General features: G+C 75.0%; 19 protein-coding genes. 4 read left to right on the top strand and 15 right to left on the bottom strand.

What is annotated here, in order from left to right; all coding sequences use genetic code 11:
• Positions 1-76: 76 nt before the first annotated feature.
• Entirely contained in the window at positions 77-1,054 is a 978-nt protein-coding gene (locus AC4OR8_RS13465) for an alpha/beta fold hydrolase (protein ID WP_492166070.1), read from the bottom strand.
• Between the two features lie 97 nt (positions 1,055-1,151).
• Between AC4OR8_RS13465 and AC4OR8_RS13460 the strand changes: the two genes are divergently transcribed.
• Entirely contained in the window at positions 1,152-2,003 is an 852-nt protein-coding gene (locus AC4OR8_RS13460; protein WP_492166069.1) for an alpha/beta hydrolase, read from the top strand.
• A gap of 391 nt (positions 2,004-2,394) precedes the next feature.
• Here the strand turns inward: AC4OR8_RS13460 and glpX are convergent, their stop codons facing one another.
• The 5 genes from glpX to AC4OR8_RS13435 are packed head-to-tail and all read right to left on the bottom strand — an operon-like array spanning position 2,395 to position 6,503.
• The gene (gene glpX, locus AC4OR8_RS13455) at positions 2,395-3,432 is read right to left on the bottom strand and encodes a class II fructose-bisphosphatase (protein ID WP_492166068.1); all 1,038 of its coding nucleotides are present in this window, start codon (positions 3,430-3,432) and stop codon (positions 2,395-2,397) included.
• Positions 3,429-4,433, bottom strand: a complete 1,005-nt coding sequence (locus AC4OR8_RS13450; RefSeq protein WP_492166067.1) for an ABC transporter ATP-binding protein — start codon at positions 4,431-4,433, stop codon at positions 3,429-3,431. Before AC4OR8_RS13450 ends, glpX begins: the two co-directional genes overlap by 4 nt.
• 32 nt (positions 4,434-4,465) lie before the next feature.
• Positions 4,466-5,332, bottom strand: a complete 867-nt coding sequence (locus AC4OR8_RS13445) for an ABC transporter permease (RefSeq protein WP_492166066.1) — start codon at positions 5,330-5,332, stop codon at positions 4,466-4,468.
• Entirely contained in the window at positions 5,329-6,108 is a 780-nt protein-coding gene (gene modA / locus AC4OR8_RS13440; RefSeq protein WP_492166065.1) for a molybdate ABC transporter substrate-binding protein, read from the bottom strand. The genes AC4OR8_RS13445 and modA overlap by 4 nt, the downstream gene beginning before the upstream one ends.
• Positions 6,105-6,503, bottom strand: coding sequence for a TOBE domain-containing protein (locus AC4OR8_RS13435; protein WP_492166064.1), 399 nt, complete (start codon positions 6,501-6,503; stop codon positions 6,105-6,107). Before AC4OR8_RS13435 ends, modA begins: the two co-directional genes overlap by 4 nt.
• 211 nt (positions 6,504-6,714) lie before the next feature.
• Between AC4OR8_RS13435 and AC4OR8_RS13430 the strand changes: the two genes are divergently transcribed.
• The gene (locus tag AC4OR8_RS13430) at positions 6,715-7,326 is read left to right on the top strand and encodes a DUF4245 family protein (protein ID WP_492166063.1); all 612 of its coding nucleotides are present in this window, start codon (positions 6,715-6,717) and stop codon (positions 7,324-7,326) included.
• A 91-nt stretch (positions 7,327-7,417) separates the two neighbouring features.
• Here the strand turns inward: AC4OR8_RS13430 and AC4OR8_RS13425 are convergent, their stop codons facing one another.
• On the bottom strand, positions 7,418-7,681 hold the full coding sequence (locus AC4OR8_RS13425; RefSeq protein WP_492166062.1) for an exodeoxyribonuclease VII small subunit: 264 nt from the start codon (positions 7,679-7,681) through the stop codon (positions 7,418-7,420).
• The gene (gene xseA, locus AC4OR8_RS13420) at positions 7,674-8,912 is read right to left on the bottom strand and encodes an exodeoxyribonuclease VII large subunit (RefSeq protein WP_492166061.1); all 1,239 of its coding nucleotides are present in this window, start codon (positions 8,910-8,912) and stop codon (positions 7,674-7,676) included. Before xseA ends, AC4OR8_RS13425 begins: the two co-directional genes overlap by 8 nt.
• Before the next feature lie 57 nt (positions 8,913-8,969).
• On the opposite strand from xseA, the gene AC4OR8_RS13415 reads away from it, so the two are divergent.
• Positions 8,970-9,971, top strand: coding sequence for a 4-hydroxy-3-methylbut-2-enyl diphosphate reductase (locus AC4OR8_RS13415; RefSeq protein ID WP_492166060.1), 1,002 nt, complete (start codon positions 8,970-8,972; stop codon positions 9,969-9,971).
• Here the strand turns inward: AC4OR8_RS13415 and AC4OR8_RS13410 are convergent.
• Positions 9,949-10,377, bottom strand: coding sequence for a GtrA family protein (locus AC4OR8_RS13410; protein ID WP_492166059.1), 429 nt, complete (start codon positions 10,375-10,377; stop codon positions 9,949-9,951). The two genes, AC4OR8_RS13415 and AC4OR8_RS13410, sit on opposite strands and share 23 nt — an antisense overlap.
• Before the next feature lie 8 nt (positions 10,378-10,385).
• The gene (locus tag AC4OR8_RS13405; protein ID WP_492166058.1) at positions 10,386-11,498 is read right to left on the bottom strand and encodes a glycosyltransferase family 2 protein; all 1,113 of its coding nucleotides are present in this window, start codon (positions 11,496-11,498) and stop codon (positions 10,386-10,388) included.
• A gap of 118 nt (positions 11,499-11,616) precedes the next feature.
• Between AC4OR8_RS13405 and AC4OR8_RS13400 the strand changes: the two genes are divergently transcribed.
• Complete coding sequence (locus tag AC4OR8_RS13400) at positions 11,617-12,237, top strand: L-threonylcarbamoyladenylate synthase (RefSeq protein WP_492166057.1); 621 nt, start codon at positions 11,617-11,619, stop codon at positions 12,235-12,237.
• Here the strand turns inward: AC4OR8_RS13400 and AC4OR8_RS13395 are convergent.
• From AC4OR8_RS13395 to AC4OR8_RS13375, 5 genes are all read right to left on the bottom strand, one after another.
• Positions 12,197-12,676, bottom strand: coding sequence for a DUF6542 domain-containing protein (locus tag AC4OR8_RS13395; RefSeq protein ID WP_492166056.1), 480 nt, complete (start codon positions 12,674-12,676; stop codon positions 12,197-12,199). The two genes, AC4OR8_RS13400 and AC4OR8_RS13395, sit on opposite strands and share 41 nt — an antisense overlap.
• 43 nt (positions 12,677-12,719) lie before the next feature.
• Entirely contained in the window at positions 12,720-13,784 is a 1,065-nt protein-coding gene (locus tag AC4OR8_RS13390; RefSeq protein ID WP_492166055.1) for a DNA recombination protein RmuC, read from the bottom strand.
• A gap of 190 nt (positions 13,785-13,974) precedes the next feature.
• Complete coding sequence (locus AC4OR8_RS13385) at positions 13,975-14,745, bottom strand: exodeoxyribonuclease III (protein WP_492166054.1); 771 nt, start codon at positions 14,743-14,745, stop codon at positions 13,975-13,977.
• Between the two features lie 26 nt (positions 14,746-14,771).
• Complete coding sequence (locus tag AC4OR8_RS13380) at positions 14,772-15,980, bottom strand: cysteine desulfurase-like protein (protein ID WP_492166053.1); 1,209 nt, start codon at positions 15,978-15,980, stop codon at positions 14,772-14,774.
• Between the two features lie 42 nt (positions 15,981-16,022).
• A complete protein-coding gene (locus AC4OR8_RS13375; RefSeq protein ID WP_492166052.1) occupies positions 16,023-17,249 on the bottom strand; it encodes an acyl-CoA dehydrogenase family protein in 1,227 nt (408 codons plus the stop codon).

The following is a 17,249-nucleotide window of genomic DNA, read 5'->3' as shown; positions in this document are numbered from 1 at the left end:
GTAAACGTCTAGTCCTCCGGGAGGCGTTTGTCCATCCGACCCACCGTCAGGGGTGAGACGGACGTCACGCATGGGCTCAGTCGCGGGCCGCGCCCGGGACGGCGCCGGACGCGGCGCGGTCGGCGGTGCGGCGGATCGCGCCGACGAAGGTGTCGTGGAGCTCGACGGGCATGTCGTGGCCCATCCCGTCGACGAGCAGCAGCTCGGCGCGGGGGATCGCCCGGGCGGTGGTGCGTCCGCCCGACACGTGGACCATCTTGTCGGCCAGGCCGTGCACCACCGTGGCCGGCACCGTGAGCGAGTGCAGCGCGGTGGCCCGGTCGGGCTGGGTGAGGATCGCCATCATCTGGCGCAGCACGCCGGTGGCGCTGACCCCGCGGTCGTAGGTCTCCTCGGCCCGGGCGCGCCGGTCCTCCTCGGCGGCGGGGTAGGCCGGGGAGCCGATCAGCGCCCACATGCGCTCGCTGGAGGCCACGTAGGCCTCCCGGCCCGCGCCGCTGCGGGCGAGCAGGGCCGGCAGCAGGGAGGGGTGCTGCCAGCCCACGGTGCGCTTGCCGGTGGTCGACATGATGCTGACCAGCGAGCGCACCCGGCGGGGTTGGGCGATGGCGGCGGTCTGCACGACCATCCCGCCCATCGACACCCCGGCCAGGTGGGCCGAGGCCAGGCCGAGGTGGTCCATCAGGGCGAAGGCGTCGTCGGCGAGGTCGGTCATCGTGTACGGCCCGCGCCCGCCGCCCCCGGCGAACGCCCGCAGCAGCGCGGTGCGCCCGACCCGCCCCGGCATCCTGCTGGAGCGGCCGGTGTCGCGGTTGTCGTAGCGCACGACGTAGAAGCCGGCGCGGGCCAGGTCGCGGCACAGGTCGGCGTCCCACCAGGTCATCGGGCCACCGAGGCCCATCACGAGCACCAGCGGCTCGTCGTCGGGGTCGCCGAAGGTCTGGTAGCACAGCTCGAGGTCGGGCCTGACCGGGGCGAAGAGCTCCTCCGACATCACCACGGCGTCCCCCGACCCGGGGGCGGAGGGGCCGGTGGACGGCGTACGAGAGGCCATGCCTCCAGTGAACTACACGGGCCATGGTGTCGCGCCAACTGGACCCCTAGGGGTGAGTGGGCTCACATCCGGGCCCGCCGACCCGTACCGTCAGCCCATGCACACGTCGGACGGCCCCCTCGACCCGCTCGGGTCGTTCCTGCTGCCCGACGGCTTCCAGCGCCCGCCGATCGTGGCAGCGCTGCGCGAGACCCGGCTGGTCGGGGAGACCGGGCGGTACGCCGTGCGCTCGGTGGCGGCTCGCCGCGAGCGGCTCGGTCGGCCCTACGCCACCCGCGCCGGCGGCCGCGACGCCGACCCCGTGCTGCTGGTGCCCGGGTTCCTCGCCGGCGACTACACGCTGCGGTGGCTGCGCGACACCCTGCGCCACGAGGGGTTCCGCACCTACCGCTCGCTGATCAGCGTCAACCGCGGCTGCACCCGCGCCGCGGCCGACCGCCTCGAGGCCCGCCTGGAGTCCATCGCGATCCGCCGCGAGAGCCGGGTGCAGATCGTGGGCCACAGCCTGGGCGGCATGCTCGCGCGTGGCCTCGCCGTACGGCGCCCCGACCTGGTCTCCGGCATCGTCACCCTCGGCAGCCCGGTGCTCGCCCCCGGCGCCCACCACCGCGCCCTCAGCGCCGGGGTGGAGACGCTGGTGCGGCTCAACCGGGCCGGCGTGCCCGGCGTGATGGCCGAGGAGTGCGTCGCCGGGGCCTGCGCCCGCGCCAGCTTCGAGGAGAGCCGCAGCCCGGTGCCGCACGGTGTCGGGTTCACCGCCGTCTGGTCGCGCCACGACGGCGTCGTCGACTGGCGCGCCTGCATCGACCCCGAGGCCGTCAGCGTCGAGGTCGGCGCCTCCCACCTCGGCATGGCCGTCGACCCCCGCGTCGCCCGCGAGGTCGTCACCGCCCTGCGCCGCCACCGTCGCCGCGGCGCCGGTGCGCTCGAGGCCGTCGACATCGCCTGAGCGGGGCTGTCGGCTGGCAGTGGTCTCGAGACGCTCGCTGGCGCTCGCTCCTCGACCGACGAAACGGCGCCTCGGTGCCCGTCCGGCGGGACCGGGCCTCGTTGGTCGAGTGCCGAGGAGCGCCAGCGACGAGGCGTGTCGAGACCCGTCGAGAGGGGTCTCGATACGCTCGCTGGCGCTCGCTACTCGACCAACGAAACGGCGCCTCGGTGCGCGACCAACGAAACGGCGCCTCGGTGCTCGAGTGGCGGGACCGGGCCTCGTTGGTCGAGTGCCGAGGAGCGCCAGCGACGAGGTGTATCGAGACCCCGTGCGGCGGGACCGGGCCTCGTTGGTCGAGTGCCGAGGAGCGCCAGCGACGAGGTGTATCGAGACCCTCGTGCGGCGGGACTCAGCCGGTGAAGTCGATGGAGCTGAAGGCGCTGAGCTTCTGCAGGCGGTGCTCGGCGGTGATCTTGCGGACGGTTCCGCTGCGCGAGCGCATCACCAGCGACTCGGTGGTGCAGCCACCGGCGCGGTAGCGCACGCCGCGCATCAGGTCGCCGTCGGTGATGCCGGTGGCGACGAAGAAGCAGTCGTCGCCGGTGACCAGGTCGTCGGTGGACAGCACGCGGTCGAGGTCGTGGCCGGCGTCGACGGCGCGCTGTCGCTCGTCGTCGTCGGTGGGCCACAGCCGGCCCTGGATGACGCCGCCCATGCACTTCAGGGCGGTGGCGGCGATGATGCCCTCGGGCGTGCCGCCGATGCCGAGCAGCAGGTCGATGCCGCTGTCGGGCCGGGCCGCGGAGATGGCGCCGGCGACGTCGCCGTCGACGATGAACTTGATCCGGGCACCGGTGGCGCGGATCTCCTCGGCGAGGCCGGCGTGGCGGGGGCGGTCGAGCAGCACGACGGTGACGTCGGAGGGGTTCACGCCCTTGGCCTTCGCGACCTGGTGGATGTTCTCCGCGACGGGGTTGCGGATGTCCACGACGTCGGCGGCCTCGGGGCCGGTGATCAGCTTCTCCATGTAGAACACCGCGGACGGGTCGTACATCGAGCCGCGCGGCGACACCGCGAGCACCGCGACGGCGTCGCTCATGCCCTTGGCGGTCAGGGTGGTGCCGTCGATGGGGTCGACGGCGACGTCGCACTCGGGACCGGTGCCGTCACCGACGAGCTCGCCGTTGTAGAGCATCGGGGCGTTGTCCTTCTCGCCCTCGCCGATGACGACGGTGCCGTTCATACCGATCGTCGAGATCATCACCCGCATCGCGTTGACCGCCACGCCGTCGGCGCCGTTCTTGTCGCCGCGGCCCACCCAGCGGCCGGCGGCCATCGCGGCGGCCTCCGTGACGCGCACCAGCTCGAGGGCGAGGTTGCGGTCGGGCGACATGGGGGCGACCCGGAGGGCGTCGGGCTCGGCGGCGTTCAGCGGGGGGTGGGTCATGGCCGCATGCTAGCGGCCCGCGGGTACCGGCTGACCGACGTCTCCTTCACCGTCAGCCACACGGCGGTGCCGGGTGCGAGCCCGAGCTCGACCGCGGACTCCGGGGTGACGTCGGCGATCAGCTCCTGGCCACCGGCGCTGCGGGCGAGCACCCGTACGGCGTCGCCGTGCGGCACCACGCTCGCGACGTCGGCGCGCCACCGGTTGCGCGCCGAGCCCTCGGGCGGGCGCAGTGACACCGTGACGGCGCTCGGCGCGAACGACCGGTTGACCTCGCCGTCGGCCACGACGTTGAGGCCCACCAGCCGCGCGACGTGGTCGGTGAGCGGGCGGGCGGCGACGTCGCGCGGGGTGCCGGTCTGGGCGACCCGGCCCTCGTCGAGCACCACGACCTCGTCGGCGAGGGTGAGCGCGTCGAGGGCGTGGTGGGTCACCAGCAGCGCGACACCGGGGAAGTCCGCGAGGTGGCGGGCCAGCTCGATGCGCAGGGCCGTGGCGACGCCGACGTCGAGCCCGGCGAACGGCTCGTCGAGCAGGAGCAGGTCGGGTGCGGGCGCGAGGGCCCGCGCGATCGCCACCCGCTGGGCCTGCCCGCCGGAGAGCCGACCCGGACGCCGGTCGCCGAGCGCTCCGACGCCGAGCCGGTCGAGCCACTGCTGTGCCTGCGCGCGGGCGTCGCGGCGGGTGGCGCCCCGCGTGCGCAGCCCGAAGGCCACGTTGTCGCGGGCGCTGAGGTGGGGGAACAGCGACTGGTCCTGGAAGACCAGGCCGACCCGGCGGTGGCGCACGGCCAGGGGCGGGTCGGTCCAGCTGCGACCGCCCACCTCGACGTCGCCGTGCATCCCCACGGTGCCGGCCAGGGCCCCCAGCAGCGTGGACTTGCCGGCCCCGTTGGGCCCGATGACCGCCACGACCCGGCCGGGGGCGGCGTGCAACGAGGCCTGGAGACGCCCGGGCACCCGGACGTCGGCCACGAGGCCCGGGGGAGGGGACCCGGTCATGCTGGTCCCGCTGGTCCCGTCGTTCGCCGTGGTCACGGGGTCGTCAACCACCTGTCGCGGAGGCCGGCCAGCACCGCCACCGACGCCACCAGCAGGATCATGCTGAGCGTGCGGGCCACGGCGGGGTCGGCCTGCAGCTGGGTGTAGATCAGCGACGGCATGGTCTGGGTGGTGCCGGGGAAGTTGCCGGCGAAGGTGATGGTGGCGCCGAACTCGCCCAGCGAACGCGCCCAGGCCAGCACCGACCCCGCCACCACGCCGGGCAGCGCCAGGGGCAGGGTGACCCGGCTGAAGGTCGCCCAGCGGGTGGCGCCGAGGCTCGCGGCGACCACGTCGTAGCGCTCTCCGGCGGTGCGCAGGGCACCCTCCACGCTCAGCACGTAGAACGGCAGCGCCACGAAGGTGTGGGCCAGCACCACGGCGGCGGTCGTGTACGGCACGGTGACCCCGGTGAGCTCGCGCAGGGGCGAGCCCACGACGCCGTTGCGGCCCAGCGCGGTCACCAGCGCGACGCCGGCCACCACCGGCGGCAGCACGAGGGGCACCGCCACGGCGGCCCGCAGGACGGAGCGCCCGGGGAGGTCGACGCGTGCGAGCAGCCACGCCAGCGGGGTGCCGAGCAGCAGGCAGAGCAGCACCGCGGCGCCGGAGGTCAGCGCGGTGATGCGCAGCGCGTCGCGCACGGCCTGCGAGCGCACCTCGTCGAGGAACCCTCCCCACGGGGTGTCCAGCACCAGCGTGACCAGCGGGACGACGAGGAAGGCCGCGGCCACCACCGCCGGCACCACCAGCACCAGCGGGGGCCGGCCCAGGTGGGGCCGGGGGGTGGGCGGCCGGCGTCGCCGGGTCGCTCGGCTGCTGGTCCCGGTGCTCCCTGTGCTGCTCCCTGTGCTGCTCACGGTGTCCCGAAACCGGCGTCCCGGAGCACCTGTCGGCCCTGGGCGGAGAGCACCAGGTCGACGAACTCCTGCGCCAGCGCGGGGTCGGCGGCCTGGTCGAGCGGCGCGACGGGGTAGGCGGTGACCTGCTCCGCGGCCCCCGGCACGTCGAACGTCTCGACCCGGTCGCCGGCCGAGACCGCGTCGCTGGCGTAGACGAACCCGGCGTCGGCCTCGTCGGCGGTGACCTTCGCCAGCACCGACTTCACGTCCACCTCGAGGCTGGCGGGCTGGCTGGTGACCTCCTCGGCCTCGGCGACGGCGGCCCAGATGCTCCCGCAGGGGGCGGTCTCCACGCACACGACGTAGGTGGCGTCGCCGTCGGCGACGTCGGCGAAGCCGGTGAGGCCGGCCGGGTTGCCGGCCGGGACCGCCATCACCAGGGTGTTGGTGGCGAACACCTCCGGCTCGGCGGCGAGGACGTCGGCGGCGGTGTCGATCGTGGTGGTGTCGGCGGTGGCCAGCACGTCGGCCGGCGCGCCCTCCACCGCCTGCGCGGCCAGCGTCGCGGAGGAGTCGAAGGCCAGCGACACCTCGACGCCGGGGTGGGCCGACTCGAACTCCGCGGCCAGCTCGGTGAAGGTCTCGGTGAGCGAGGCCGCGGCGAGCACGGTGAGGGTGGCGCCGCCGCCCCCGCCGCCGTCGCTCTCGGCGTTCCCACCGCAGGCCGCGAGCGGCGTCAGCAGGGCCAGCACGGCCAGTGCGCTGGTGGCGCGTCGGGAGGGCCGGCGGCTCACGACGGACGCTCCACCACGACGTTGGTCGACTTGACCGAGGCGATGGCGCGGGCCCCGCGGGCCAGGCCGAGCTCGTCGGCGGCCTCGGCGCTCATCAGCGACACCACGCGGTAGGGGCCGCAGACCAGGTCGACCTGGGCCATCACGGTGTCCTTGACGACGCGGGTGACGATGCCCTCGAGCCGGTTGCGGGCGCTCACCGACGACGCCCGGGTCTGCTGCCGGTCGGGCTCGTCGAGGAGGGTCTCGGCGAGCGCGGCCAGGTCGGCGCCCGCGATGACGGTGCGACCCTCGGGGCGGCTCGCGGCCACCCGGCCGGAGTCGACCCAGCGACGCAGGGTGTCGTCGCTGACACCGAGCAGCCCGGCGGCCTCGGAGATGCGGTAGTCGGTCACGATGCCATCATGCCGCACCTGCGGTCGTCCCACGCGTTCGAAGCCGCACCTGCGGCGCGAACGGTCGTCCCGGGGCTCACCTCAGGAACCGGAGTGGCTCCTCGAGGGCCGGGTGGGCGCCCGCTCGTCCGCGCGCTGTGCTGGTCGTGGTGCGGGCTGGTCGTGGTGCTGGGCTGATCGGGGTGCTCGGGCCGTCTGGGAGCATGGGTGCGTGAGCGACGACGCCGGCAGCAGCCCCGCAGGACCCCCGGCTCCGTCCGGCACCCCCGGCCGCTACCAGCGCACCACCGGCGGGCTCGTCGGCTCGATGGTGGTGCTGGTGGCCGCAGTGGTCGCGGTGGTGCTGTTCCGCGGGACGTTCCGCGAGACCCCGGAGTTCGAGCCCAACGACATCGACTACCTCGCCGAGGTCGTCCGCCCTGCGCAGGACGCCGACCTCGACCTCGTCTACCCCGCCGAGGTGCCGGCCGGCTGGCGCGTCAACGACGTGAGCTTCGAGGCGGGGGAGAACCCGACGTTCGGCGTCGACCTGCTCACCGGCGACGGCGACTTCGCCGGGTTCCTCGAGGAGGAGGAGGACGTCGACGACCTGGTCGAGGTGCTCGTCGACGAGAACGCCGTGGAGGGCGAGCCGTACCGCGCCGAGGGGTCGCCGATCGCCGAGGAGTGGCAGAGCTTCACCGACGAGGGCGGCGACACCGCGTACGCCGCGGTCGTCGGCCGCGGTGACGCGGAGCGCACCGTCGTCGTCTACGGCTCGGCCACGCCCGAGGAGCTGCAGACCCTGCTCGGCTCCCTCACCGACGCGCCCCTGCCGGGCTGACCCCCGGCCCCGCTCACCTCCGGCCCGCTGGTCCCGATCCGCTGAGCCCCGGCCCGTCGGACCCGTCGGGCCCAGGGCGCCGATCGCGGGGTCAGGGACTGTCGGCGCCGCGCTCGGCGTCGACGACGGCGTCGAGGCGGGTGCGGGCGCCGTCTAGCCAGCGCTGGCAGACCCCGGCGAGGTGCTCGCCGCGCTCCCAGAGCGCCAACGACTCCTCCAGCGTGGTGCCGCCGGCCTCGAGGCGTCGCACCACCTCCACCAGCTCCTCGCGCGCCTCCTCGTAGCTCGGGCCGTCCGCGGCGGTGTCGGCAGTGTCAGCGGAGGCGGCGGCGGAGGGGTCGGCGGCGTCAGGCATCGGTGGGCTCCTCGAGGCGGGTGGTGCGGGTGGTGGTGGCGTGCACGCGGCCGTCGGCGACCCGCACCGACACCTCGGCCCCGGCGGCGACGGCGTCGACGGAGGTGACGACGTGCCCGTCGGCGTCCTGCAGGACGGCGTAGCCCCGGCGCAGGGTCTCGAGCGGGGAGAGCGCCCGGGCGCGGGCGCGCTGGTGGGCGACGTCGTCGGCGGCGCGGTCGAGGCGGTGGCCCACGCTGCGCCGGCCGCGCTCGCGCAGCGCGGCGAGCTCACGCGAGCGGTCGTCGATGAGGTTGCGCGGGTCGGCGAGGGCGGGGCGTGAGCGCAGCGTGGCGAGGCCGGCCGCCTCGCGGCGCAGCCAGGCGTCGAGGGTGGAGCGCACCCGGTCGCGCGCCCAGGTGACCCCGCGGGTCTCCTCGGCCACGTCGGGCACGACGAGCCCGGCGGCGTCGGTGGGGGTGGAGGCGCGCACGTCGGCGACCAGGTCGAGCAGCGGGGAGTCGGGCTCGTGGCCGATCGCGGAGACCACGGGGGTGCGCATGCGGTGCACCGCCCGCAGCAGCGACTCGTCGGAGAACGGCAGCAGGTCCTCGACGGCGCCCCCGCCGCGGGCGACCACGACGACGTCGACCTCGGGGTGGCGCTCGAGGCGCTCCAGGGCCTCCAGGACCTCCGGCACGCAGCGCGGGCCCTGCATGGCGGCGTACGCGGTCTCGACGACCACCGCCGGCCAGCGGCGCCGCGCGTTGTCGACGACGTCGCGCTCGGCGGCGGAGCCGGGGGCGGTGACCAGCCCGACGCGCGCCGGCAGGAAGGCCAGCGAGCGCTTCAGCTCGGGGGCGAACAGGCCCTCGGCGGCCAGCAGCTGGCGGCGGCGCTCGAGGCGGGCGAGCAGCTCGCCGAGGCCGACCATGCGGATCTCGCGGGCGTAGAGCGACATGGTGCCGCGGTTGGCGTAGTAGGACGGCTTCGCGTGCACGACGACGCTGGCGCCCTCGACCAGCGGCGGGTTCAGGCTGTCGAAGAGGGTGCGCGAGCAGGTCACGGTGACGGAGAGGTCGGCCACGGCGTCGCGCAGCGTCAGGAAGACCGTCTGCACCCCCGGGCGGCGGTTGACCTGGGCGATCTGCCCCTCCACCCACACCGCGCCCAGCCGGTCGATCCACCCCGCGATCGCGTTGGCGACCTGGCGCACCGGTGCCGGTGACTGCGCGGAGGTCTCCAGGGCCATGGCGCAGACCCTAGGCGACCGCGGGGACAGCCTCCGGCGCCCACCTAGGATGGAGCCATGAGCACCGACATGGGCATGCCCCCGATCTTGTCGCCCGATGAGGCCGAGAAGGCCGTGCTCCTCGCCGCGCCCCGCGGCTACTGCGCCGGGGTCGACCGCGCGGTGGTCACCGTGGAGCAGTCGCTGGACCTGTACGGGTCGCCGGTCTACGTGCGCAAGCAGATCGTGCACAACAAGCACGTGGTGGCCGACCTGGAGGCCCGGGGCGCGATCTTCGTCGAGGAGCTCGCTGAGGTGCCCGAGGGCGCCACGGTGGTGTTCTCCGCGCACGGCGTGTCGCCCGAGGTGCACCGCCAGGCCGCCGAGCGCGGCCTGAAGAGCATCGACGCCACCTGCCCGCTGGTCACCAAGGTGCACCACGAGGCGCGGCGCTTCGCCGACGACGACTACGACATCCTGCTGATCGGCCACGAGGGCCACGAGGAGGTCGAGGGCACCGCCGGAGAGGCCCCCGAGCACATCCAGCTGGTGCAGAGCCCGGCCGACGTCCCCGGCATCGTCGTGCGCGACCCCTCGCGGGTGGCGTGGCTGTCGCAGACCACGCTCTCGGTCGACGAGACCCTGGAGACCGTGGCCGCCATCCGGCAGCGCTTCCCGGAGCTGCTCGACCCGCCGAGCGACGACATCTGCTACGCCACGCAGAACCGCCAGCTGGCGGTGAAGGAGATCTCCGCCGGCACCGACCTGGTGATCGTCGTGGGCTCCGGCAACTCCTCGAACTCCGTGCGGCTGGTGGAGGTGGCGCTCGAGGCGGGCGCGCGCGACGCCCACCGCGTCGACGACGCCTCCGAGATCGACGAGGCCTGGCTCGACGGCGTGCGGACCGTCAGCGTCACCTCGGGCGCCAGCGTCCCGGAGTCGCTGGTGGAGGGCGTGCTGGCCTACCTCGGCCAGCGCGGCTACCCCGACGCCCGCGCGGTGCACACCGCGGAGGAGTCGCTGATCTTCTCGCTGCCCGTCGAGCTGCGCCGCGACCTCAAGGCCGCTCGGGCCCGCTGAGCGCCACGGCGTCGGTGGCGGTCGTGCGCCGGGGCCACACCACGACGCGGTAGGCCCAGACGTCGAGCCCGCTCACCACGGCGAGCGCGAGCAGCTTGGCCAGCACGGCCAGGTCGCCGTCGCTGCCGGGCACCCCCAGGGCGGCGAGCCCCGCGAGCACGGCGAGGACCACCACCGGCTGCACCAGCAGCAGCACGACGCCGGTGGTGGCGGCGAACCGCACGGCGTCGCGCAGCGTGAGCCGCTCGGCGGCGAAGGTGACCAGCCCGTTCAGCACGAAGCTGCAGGTCATCCCGGCCGCCGTCGACACCAGCGAGGCCACGACCACCCCGAGCCGCTCGTGGAGGAGCCAGAAGAGCCCGACGTCCACGGCGGTGTTGACCACGCCGACGCCGGCGAACCGCACCAGCCGGCTCAGGACCCGCTCCCGTGCCGTCGCAGGTCGCCCCGGTCGCCCCGGTCGCCCAGGTCGCCAGTCCCGCCGGGGCCGCCGGGGCCGGGGGTCCCGGCTCCCGGAAGGCTGCGGACGCCGGCGTGGGCGCCGCGGGCGGTGAGCGCCACCGCGTAGAGCGGGCGCCCCTGCACCTCGGTGTAGGTGCGACCGACGTAGCCGCCGATCACGCCCATCATCACCAGCTGTAGCCCGGCCAGCAGGAACATGCCGACACCGAGGAACGCCCACCCCGGCACCGACTCCTCGGGGCGCAGCAGCCGGACGCCGGCGACGTACCCGGCGAGCACGACGCTGAGCGCCGACAGCGCGAAGCCGAGCCGGGTGATCATCCGCAGCGGCGCGGTGGAGAACCCGAGGATGCCGCTGGCGGCGAACGACAGCATGCGGCGCAGCGGGTAGCCGCTGGTGCCGGCGTACCGCTCGTCGCGGTCGAAGAGCACCGCCTCCTGGCGGAAGCCGACGTGGGCCACGATGCCGCGCAGGAAACGGTCGTGCTCGCGGTAGCGACCCACCTCGGCCACCACGCGGCGGTCCATCAGCCGGAAGTCGCCGACGTCGCGGGGGATCTCGATGGAGGCCAGCCGGTCGAGCACCCGGTAGAACGCCCAGGCGGTGGCGCGCTTGAACGTCGTGTCGCGGCGGGTCCGGCGCTGGGCGTAGACGACGTCGGCGCCGTCCTCCCACAGCTTCAGCATCTCCAGGCTCACCCGTGGCGGGTCCTGCAGGTCGGTGTCCATCACCACCACCGCGTCGGCGTCGCCGGCGGCGTCGAGGCCGGCGGTGACCGCCGCCTGGTGGCCCACGTTGCGCGACAGGTCGACCACGCCGACCCGGGGGTCGCGGCGGCGCAGGGCGAGCAGCCGGGCCAGCGAGTCGTCGCGGCTGCCGTCGTTGACGTACAGCATCTCGACGTCGAGGTCGGGGCGGGCGGCGACCGCCTCGGTCAGCGCCGCGTGGAAGGCGTCGACCACCTCGGCCTCGTCGTGCACGGGCAGCACGTAGGTGACGCGGCGCCGGGCGGGCGGCGCCGAGACCGGTGCCGGCAGGGTGCGGGTCGTGGCGGGGGCGTCCATGGCCGGGTCCTCTCCTCGGGGTGGGCCACCAGTGCAGCGACGCCGCCGAGGAGGGACCTGTGAGGACGCCCGGAGCCGGCCGTGAGGGCGGGGCCGTCGGGAGGGCTAGGGTCGGGGGGTGGCGAGGTACGTGGACGTGCACCCGGACAACCCGCAGCCGCGGCTGGTGGCACAGGTGGTGGAGGCGTTGCGGGACGACGCCCTGATCGCCTATCCCACCGACTCCGGCTACGCGCTCGGCTCCCGGCTGGGCAACCGTGACGGCCGCGACCGCATCCTGCGCATCCGCGGGCTCGACGAGCGCCACCACTTCACGCTGGTGTGCCGCGACTTCTCCCAGCTGGGCCAGATGGTGCACGTCGACAACGCGGCGTTCCGGGCCATCCGGGCAGCGACGCCGGGTCCCTACACGTTCATCCTGCCGGGCACGCCCGAGGTGCCGCGGCGGCTGCTGCACCCGCGCAAGAAGACCGTGGGCGTCCGCATCCCCGACCACGTGGTGGTGCAGGCGCTGCTCGAGGAGCTGGGCGAGCCGCTGCTGAGCAGCTCGCTGATCCTGCCCGGCGAGACCGAGCCGCGCACGATGGGCTGGGACGTGAAGGAGGAGCTCGACCACCAGGTCGACCTCGTGATCGAGGCGGGGGAGACCCCGGCGGAGCCGACCACGGTGGTGGACTGGTCGGAGGGCACCCCCGAGGTCATCCGACGTGGTGCCGGCGACCCCGACCGCTTCGGCTGAGCGCGGCCTCGAGCGCGGTGCCCACCGCGGGCGGCAGCGGCTGACCGGTGCGGCGCACCCGGTCACGCGCGGCCAGGCACAGCAGGCACAGGGCGTAGCCGAGCACCAGCGCCAGGGCGTGGTGGGAGAGCCCGGTGACCACGGCCTGCACGACGCCGTCGTCGGGGTGGGCGATGGCGGCCGGACGGCTGGCGCCCAGCAGCACGAACACCCCCACCATGAGCAGCGGGGGCAGGACGCCGACGGTGAAGAAGTCGCTGGGACGCACCAGCAGCGCCGCCGCGAGGCTCGCGCCGACGAAGGCGAGGTCGAAGAGCCAGCCGGCGTCCCCGCGCAGCAGCAGCTCGAGGCTGAGCGCGCTCAGCGTGACCGCCAGGCCCAGCGCCACGACCTCGTGGCCGGGGGCACGGCCTTCCTCCCACAGGGTGCGCGACGTCATCGCCAGATCACCTCACCGGTCGGTGGCCGGCCGAGCCGGCCGGTCACCAGGCCACGCTAGGGCGCTCGTCGGGCTCCTCGGGCGCGGCGCGCCGGTCGACGGCCCGCAGCTCGACGGGGCGCGGCGCGGGCAGGGGGTCGTCGGTGACCGCGAGGTCGGAGAACCGGCGGGCCGCGACGAGCACCCGCGACTCCAGCGAGCCCACCGCGGAGTTGTAGTGGCCCACCGCGGCGTTGAGGGAGCGCCCGACGTGGTCGAGGTGGCCCCCGAGGGTGGCGATGCGGGCGTGCAGCTCGCGCCCGAGGCGGTGGACCTCGGCGGCCTGCTCGGCCAGCACCTCGTGGGTCCAGCCGTGGGCGACGGTGCGCAGCAGGGCGATCAGGGTGGTGGGCGTCGCCAGCACGACCTGCCGCTCCGCGGCGTGCTCGATCAGGGTGGGGTCGGTCTCCAGCGCGGCGGCCAGGAACGACTCGGCCGGGACGAACAGCACCACGAACTCCGGGCTCTCGGGCAGCGCGCGCCAGTAGGCCTTCGACGACAGCGCGGCGACGTGGCTGCGCAGCTGGGCGACGTGACGGCGCAGGTGGACCTGCTGCTCGGCGACGTCGTCGGTGGAGGTCGCGTCGAGGTAGGCGTCGAGCGGCACCTTGGCGTCGACGACGACGTGGCGTCCACCGGCCAGGTTGACCACCAGGTCGGGGCGTCGGGCGCCGTCGTCGAGACGCACCTGCTCGGCGAAGTCGCAGCGGTCGACCAGGCCGGCCAGCTCGACGGCGCGGCGCAGGTGGAGCTCGCCCCAGCGCCCGCGCACCTGGGGCTTGCGCAGCGCGGTGGACAGCGACTGGGTCTCGCGGCGCAGCACGTCGGTGGAGTGGCGCACGTCGTCGACCTGCTGGCGCAGCTGGCCCTGCCAGGTCGCGCGCTGGTGCTCGAGGTCGGCGAGCTGGTCGCCGAGGCGGTCGAGGCCCTGCATCACCTCGGCCTGCTCCACCAGCCGCTGGCCCAGCGCCGCGACGTGGTCGGGCCGCGACCGGGCCCACAGCACGCCCAGCGCCACGCCGAGGGCCAGGCCCACCAGCAGCACCCCGCAGGTCAGCAGCATCTCCATGCCCCGCAGTGTGGCCGGGGCCACCGACAGCGGTGCGGGGCGCCGCGGGTTTCACCAGCCGGCTGGTGAAACCCGCACCTGTCGGCCGTCGCGCGGGCCGACAGGTGCGGGTGCGGGCCGACAGGTGTGACGGGTGGGGCCGCCGGTACGACGGTCCATCGGCCGGCCGCCGGTGCGCCGGGGGGAGGGGTCAGTCGGCGAGGTCGACGACCACGGGGGCGTGGTCGGAGGCCCCGGTGCCGGCGCGCTCGTCGCGGTCGACGAACGCGCCGGTGGTGCGCGCGGCCAGCGAGGGGGAGCCGAGCACGAAGTCGATCTTCAGGCCGCGGTCGCGCTCGAAGCGCTGGCGGTAGTAGTCCCAGTAGGTGTAGCCGGGGGCGTGCTCGCGGGTGACCTCGGCGTACCCGTCGTCGAGCAGGGCCTGGAAGGCGGCCCGCTCGCGGGGGGTCACGTGGGTGGAGCGGCGGAACTGCTCGATGTCGAAGACGTCGGTGTCGAGCGGGGCGATGTTCCAGTCGCCGACCAGGGCGGTGTCGCCGTCGAGCCAGGAGCCGGCGGCCTCGCGCAACCGGTCCATCCACGCCAGCTTGTAGACGTAGTGGGGGTCGTCGGGCTTGCGGCCGTTCGGCACGTACAGCGACCAGATCCGCACGCCGCCGCAGACCGCGCCGATCGCGCGGGCCTCCTCGACCTCCGGGTCGCCGAAGCCGGGCATGCCCGGGAAGCCGACCTTCACGTCGTCGAGGCCCACCCGGCTCACCAGTGCGACGCCGTTCCACTGGCTGTAGCCGGCCGCGGCCACCTCGTAGCCCAGCGACTGCAGGCCCATCAGGGGCAGCTGCTCCTGCTTGGCCTTGGTCTCCTGCAGCGCCAGCACGTCGACGTCGTGGCGCTGCAGGAACGCCTCGACGCGGTCGATGCGGGAGCGGAGGGAGTTGACGTTCCAGGTGGCGATGCGCACGGTCCCGACCCTAGGCGGTGGCCGGGTCAGGAGGCGATCGGGGCGAGGCCGGCCAGCAGCCGGTCGACGTCGTCGTCGCTGCTGTAGGCCGCCAGCCCCACCCGCACACCGCCGGCGTCGCCGAGGCCGAGGCGCCGCGACGGCTCCACGGCGTAGAAGCTGCCGGCGGGGGCGTTCACGCCGAGCGCGGCGAGGTGGGCGTGCACCTGCGGGCCGGGGGTGCCGGCCACGGTGAACAGCACCGTGGGCGTACGACGCGCCGGCGCGCCGTGCACCGTCACGCCGGGCAGCGCGGCCAGCCCGGCGAGCAGCCGCGCCAGCAGCCGCTCCTCGTGGGCCTCCACCGCCGCCATCGACGCCAGCACCCGCTCGCGCCGCGACGCGCCCGCGGGCTGCGGGTCGGCCAGCCCGGCCACGTAGTCGACCGCGGCGGTGACGCCGGCGAGCAGCTCGTAGGGCAGCGTGCCGAGCTCGAAGCGCTCGGGCACCGCGTCGGTCGACGGCAGCAGCTTGTCGGGGTGCAGGTCCTCGAGCAGCGACGGCGCCGCGGCGAGCACGCCGAGGTGGGGCCCGAAGAACTTGTACGGCGAGCACGCCACCAGGTCGGCGCCCAGCGCCGCGACGTCGAGGGGTGCGTGGGGCGCGAGGTGCACGGCGTCGACGTACGACAGGGCGCCGGCGACGCGCGCGGTGCGGGTGGCGGCCGCGACGTCGGGGCGGGTGCCGATCAGGTTGGCCGCGGCGGTGAGCGCGAGCAGGCGGGTGCGCGGGCCGACCACGGTGGCGGCGTCGTCGAGCTCGCCGGTGACGGGGTCGATGTCGAGCCAGCGCACCGTCGCGCCGGCCCGCTCGGCGGCGATCACCCAGGGGCGCACGTTGGCGTCGTGGTCGAGCCGGGTCACCACGATCTCGTCGCCGGGACCCCAGCCGCGGGCGAGGGTGCGCGCGACGTCGAGGGTGAGCTGGGTCATCGAGCGGCCGAACACCACCCCGCGGGGGTCGGCGCCGAGCAGGTCGCCCATCGCCGCGCGGGCGTCGACCACCACGGCGTCGGTGCGCCGCTCGGTGTCGGTGGTGGACCCGCGCTGCCCGAGGCCGGCGGTCATCGCCGCGGCCACGGCCTGCGCGACGACGGCCGGCACCTGCGAGCCGCCGGGGCCGTCGAAGTGCGCCAGCCCGCGCTCCAGCGCCGGGAAGTCGTCGCGGATCGGGCGCAGGACGGGTGCGTCAGCCATGCCCCGAACCTACGCAGCCCGTCCCGCCGCCGTGCGCCGGGCTCAGACGAACGCGCTCTCGCCGGTGATGGCGCGGCCCACGATGAGCGTGTTGATCTCGCGGGTGCCCTCGTAGGAGTAGATGGCCTCGGCGTCGGCGACGAAGCGGCCGACGTGGTGCTCGAGCAGGATGCCGTTGCCGCCGAGCACCTCGCGGGCCCAGCCGACCGTCTCGCGCATCCGCACCGTGCTGTGCACCTTGCACAGCGAGGCGTGCTCGTCGCGCAGCAGTCCCGCGACCTGCAGCTGGGAGGCGCGGGCGTTCATCGCGGTGGAGGCGGTGACGTTGGACAGCATCCGCACCAGCAGGTCCTGCACGAGCTGGAACGACGCGATCGGCCGGCCGAACTGCTCGCGCGACTTGGTGTACTGCAGCGCGTGCTCGTAGGCGCCGCGGGCGCAGCCGGTGGCCTGCCAGGCCACCCCCATGCGGGTCACCCGCAGCACCTGGGAGGTGTCGTGGAACGAGCGCGCCCCCTGCAGCCGGTTCTCCTCCGGAACCCGCACGTCGTGCAGGTGCACCTCGGCGTTCTGCACCACGCGCAGGGCGATCTTGTCGCGCTGCAGGTCGAAGGTCATCCCGTCGGTGTCCTTCTCGACCACGAAGCCCTTGACCTGCCCGTCGTCCTCGTCGCGGGCCCAGACGATGACGAGGTCGGCGAAGGAGGCGTTGCCGATCCACTTCTTCTCGCCGTTGAGCACCCACGCGTCGCCGTCGCGGCGCGCGGTGGTGGCCAGGCCCTGGGAGATCGCGGAGCCCACCTCGGGCTCGGTGAGCCCGAAGGCGCCGACCAGCTCGAGGCGCGCCATCGCCGGCAGCCACCGCTCCTGCTGCTCCGGGGAGCCGCACAGCGCGATGGAGCCCATCGCCAGGCCGCCGTGCACGCCCATGAAGGTGCCGATCGAGGGGTCGACGCGGCTCAGCTCCATCGCCACCATGCCGTCCACCAGGGCTCCGCGCCCGGGGCAGCCCGGGCCGTCGTAGGCCAGCCCGGCGATGCCGAGCTCGGCGATGCCGTCGCGCAGGTGGTGGGGGAACTCCCCGCGCGTCCAGTGCTCGTTGATCACCGGCTCGACCTCGCGGTTCATGAACGCCCGCACCCGTCCGAGCAGCTCGCGGTCGGCGTCCTCGAGCAGCAGCTCGAAGCCGAGGAAGTCGGAGAACGGCGAGTCGGTGAGCTCGGCGCCGGCCAGTCCGGTGGTGGCGGGGTCGCCGCTGAGGTCGCTCAT

It is taken from the genome of Nocardioides sp. FY1077 (assembly GCF_058681775.1).
The sequence above is the reverse complement of the archived record's forward strand: the minus strand, read 5'-3'. Positions and strand labels throughout refer to the sequence as shown.

Excerpts from the sequence above, each read along its gene's own strand:
- AC4OR8_RS13465 (WP_492166070.1), bottom strand. The coding sequence starts at position 1,054 with ATGGCCTCTCGTACGCCGTCCACCGGCCCCTCCGCCCCCGGGTCGGGG.
- AC4OR8_RS13460 (WP_492166069.1), top strand. The coding sequence starts at position 1,152 with ATGCACACGTCGGACGGCCCCCTCGACCCGCTCGGGTCGTTCCTGCTG.
- glpX (WP_492166068.1), bottom strand. The coding sequence starts at position 3,432 with ATGACCCACCCCCCGCTGAACGCCGCCGAGCCCGACGCCCTCCGGGTC.
- AC4OR8_RS13450 (WP_492166067.1), bottom strand. The coding sequence starts at position 4,433 with ATGACCGGGTCCCCTCCCCCGGGCCTCGTGGCCGACGTCCGGGTGCCC.
- AC4OR8_RS13425 (WP_492166062.1), bottom strand. The coding sequence starts at position 7,681 with ATGCCTGACGCCGCCGACCCCTCCGCCGCCGCCTCCGCTGACACTGCC.
- xseA (WP_492166061.1), bottom strand. The coding sequence starts at position 8,912 with ATGGCCCTGGAGACCTCCGCGCAGTCACCGGCACCGGTGCGCCAGGTC.
- AC4OR8_RS13415 (WP_492166060.1), top strand. The coding sequence starts at position 8,970 with ATGAGCACCGACATGGGCATGCCCCCGATCTTGTCGCCCGATGAGGCC.
- AC4OR8_RS13405 (WP_492166058.1), bottom strand. The coding sequence starts at position 11,498 with ATGGACGCCCCCGCCACGACCCGCACCCTGCCGGCACCGGTCTCGGCG.
- AC4OR8_RS13395 (WP_492166056.1), bottom strand. The coding sequence starts at position 12,676 with ATGACGTCGCGCACCCTGTGGGAGGAAGGCCGTGCCCCCGGCCACGAG.
- AC4OR8_RS13390 (WP_492166055.1), bottom strand. The coding sequence starts at position 13,784 with ATGGAGATGCTGCTGACCTGCGGGGTGCTGCTGGTGGGCCTGGCCCTC.
- AC4OR8_RS13380 (WP_492166053.1), bottom strand. The coding sequence starts at position 15,980 with ATGGCTGACGCACCCGTCCTGCGCCCGATCCGCGACGACTTCCCGGCG.
- AC4OR8_RS13375 (WP_492166052.1), bottom strand. The coding sequence starts at position 17,249 with ATGAGCGACCTCAGCGGCGACCCCGCCACCACCGGACTGGCCGGCGCC.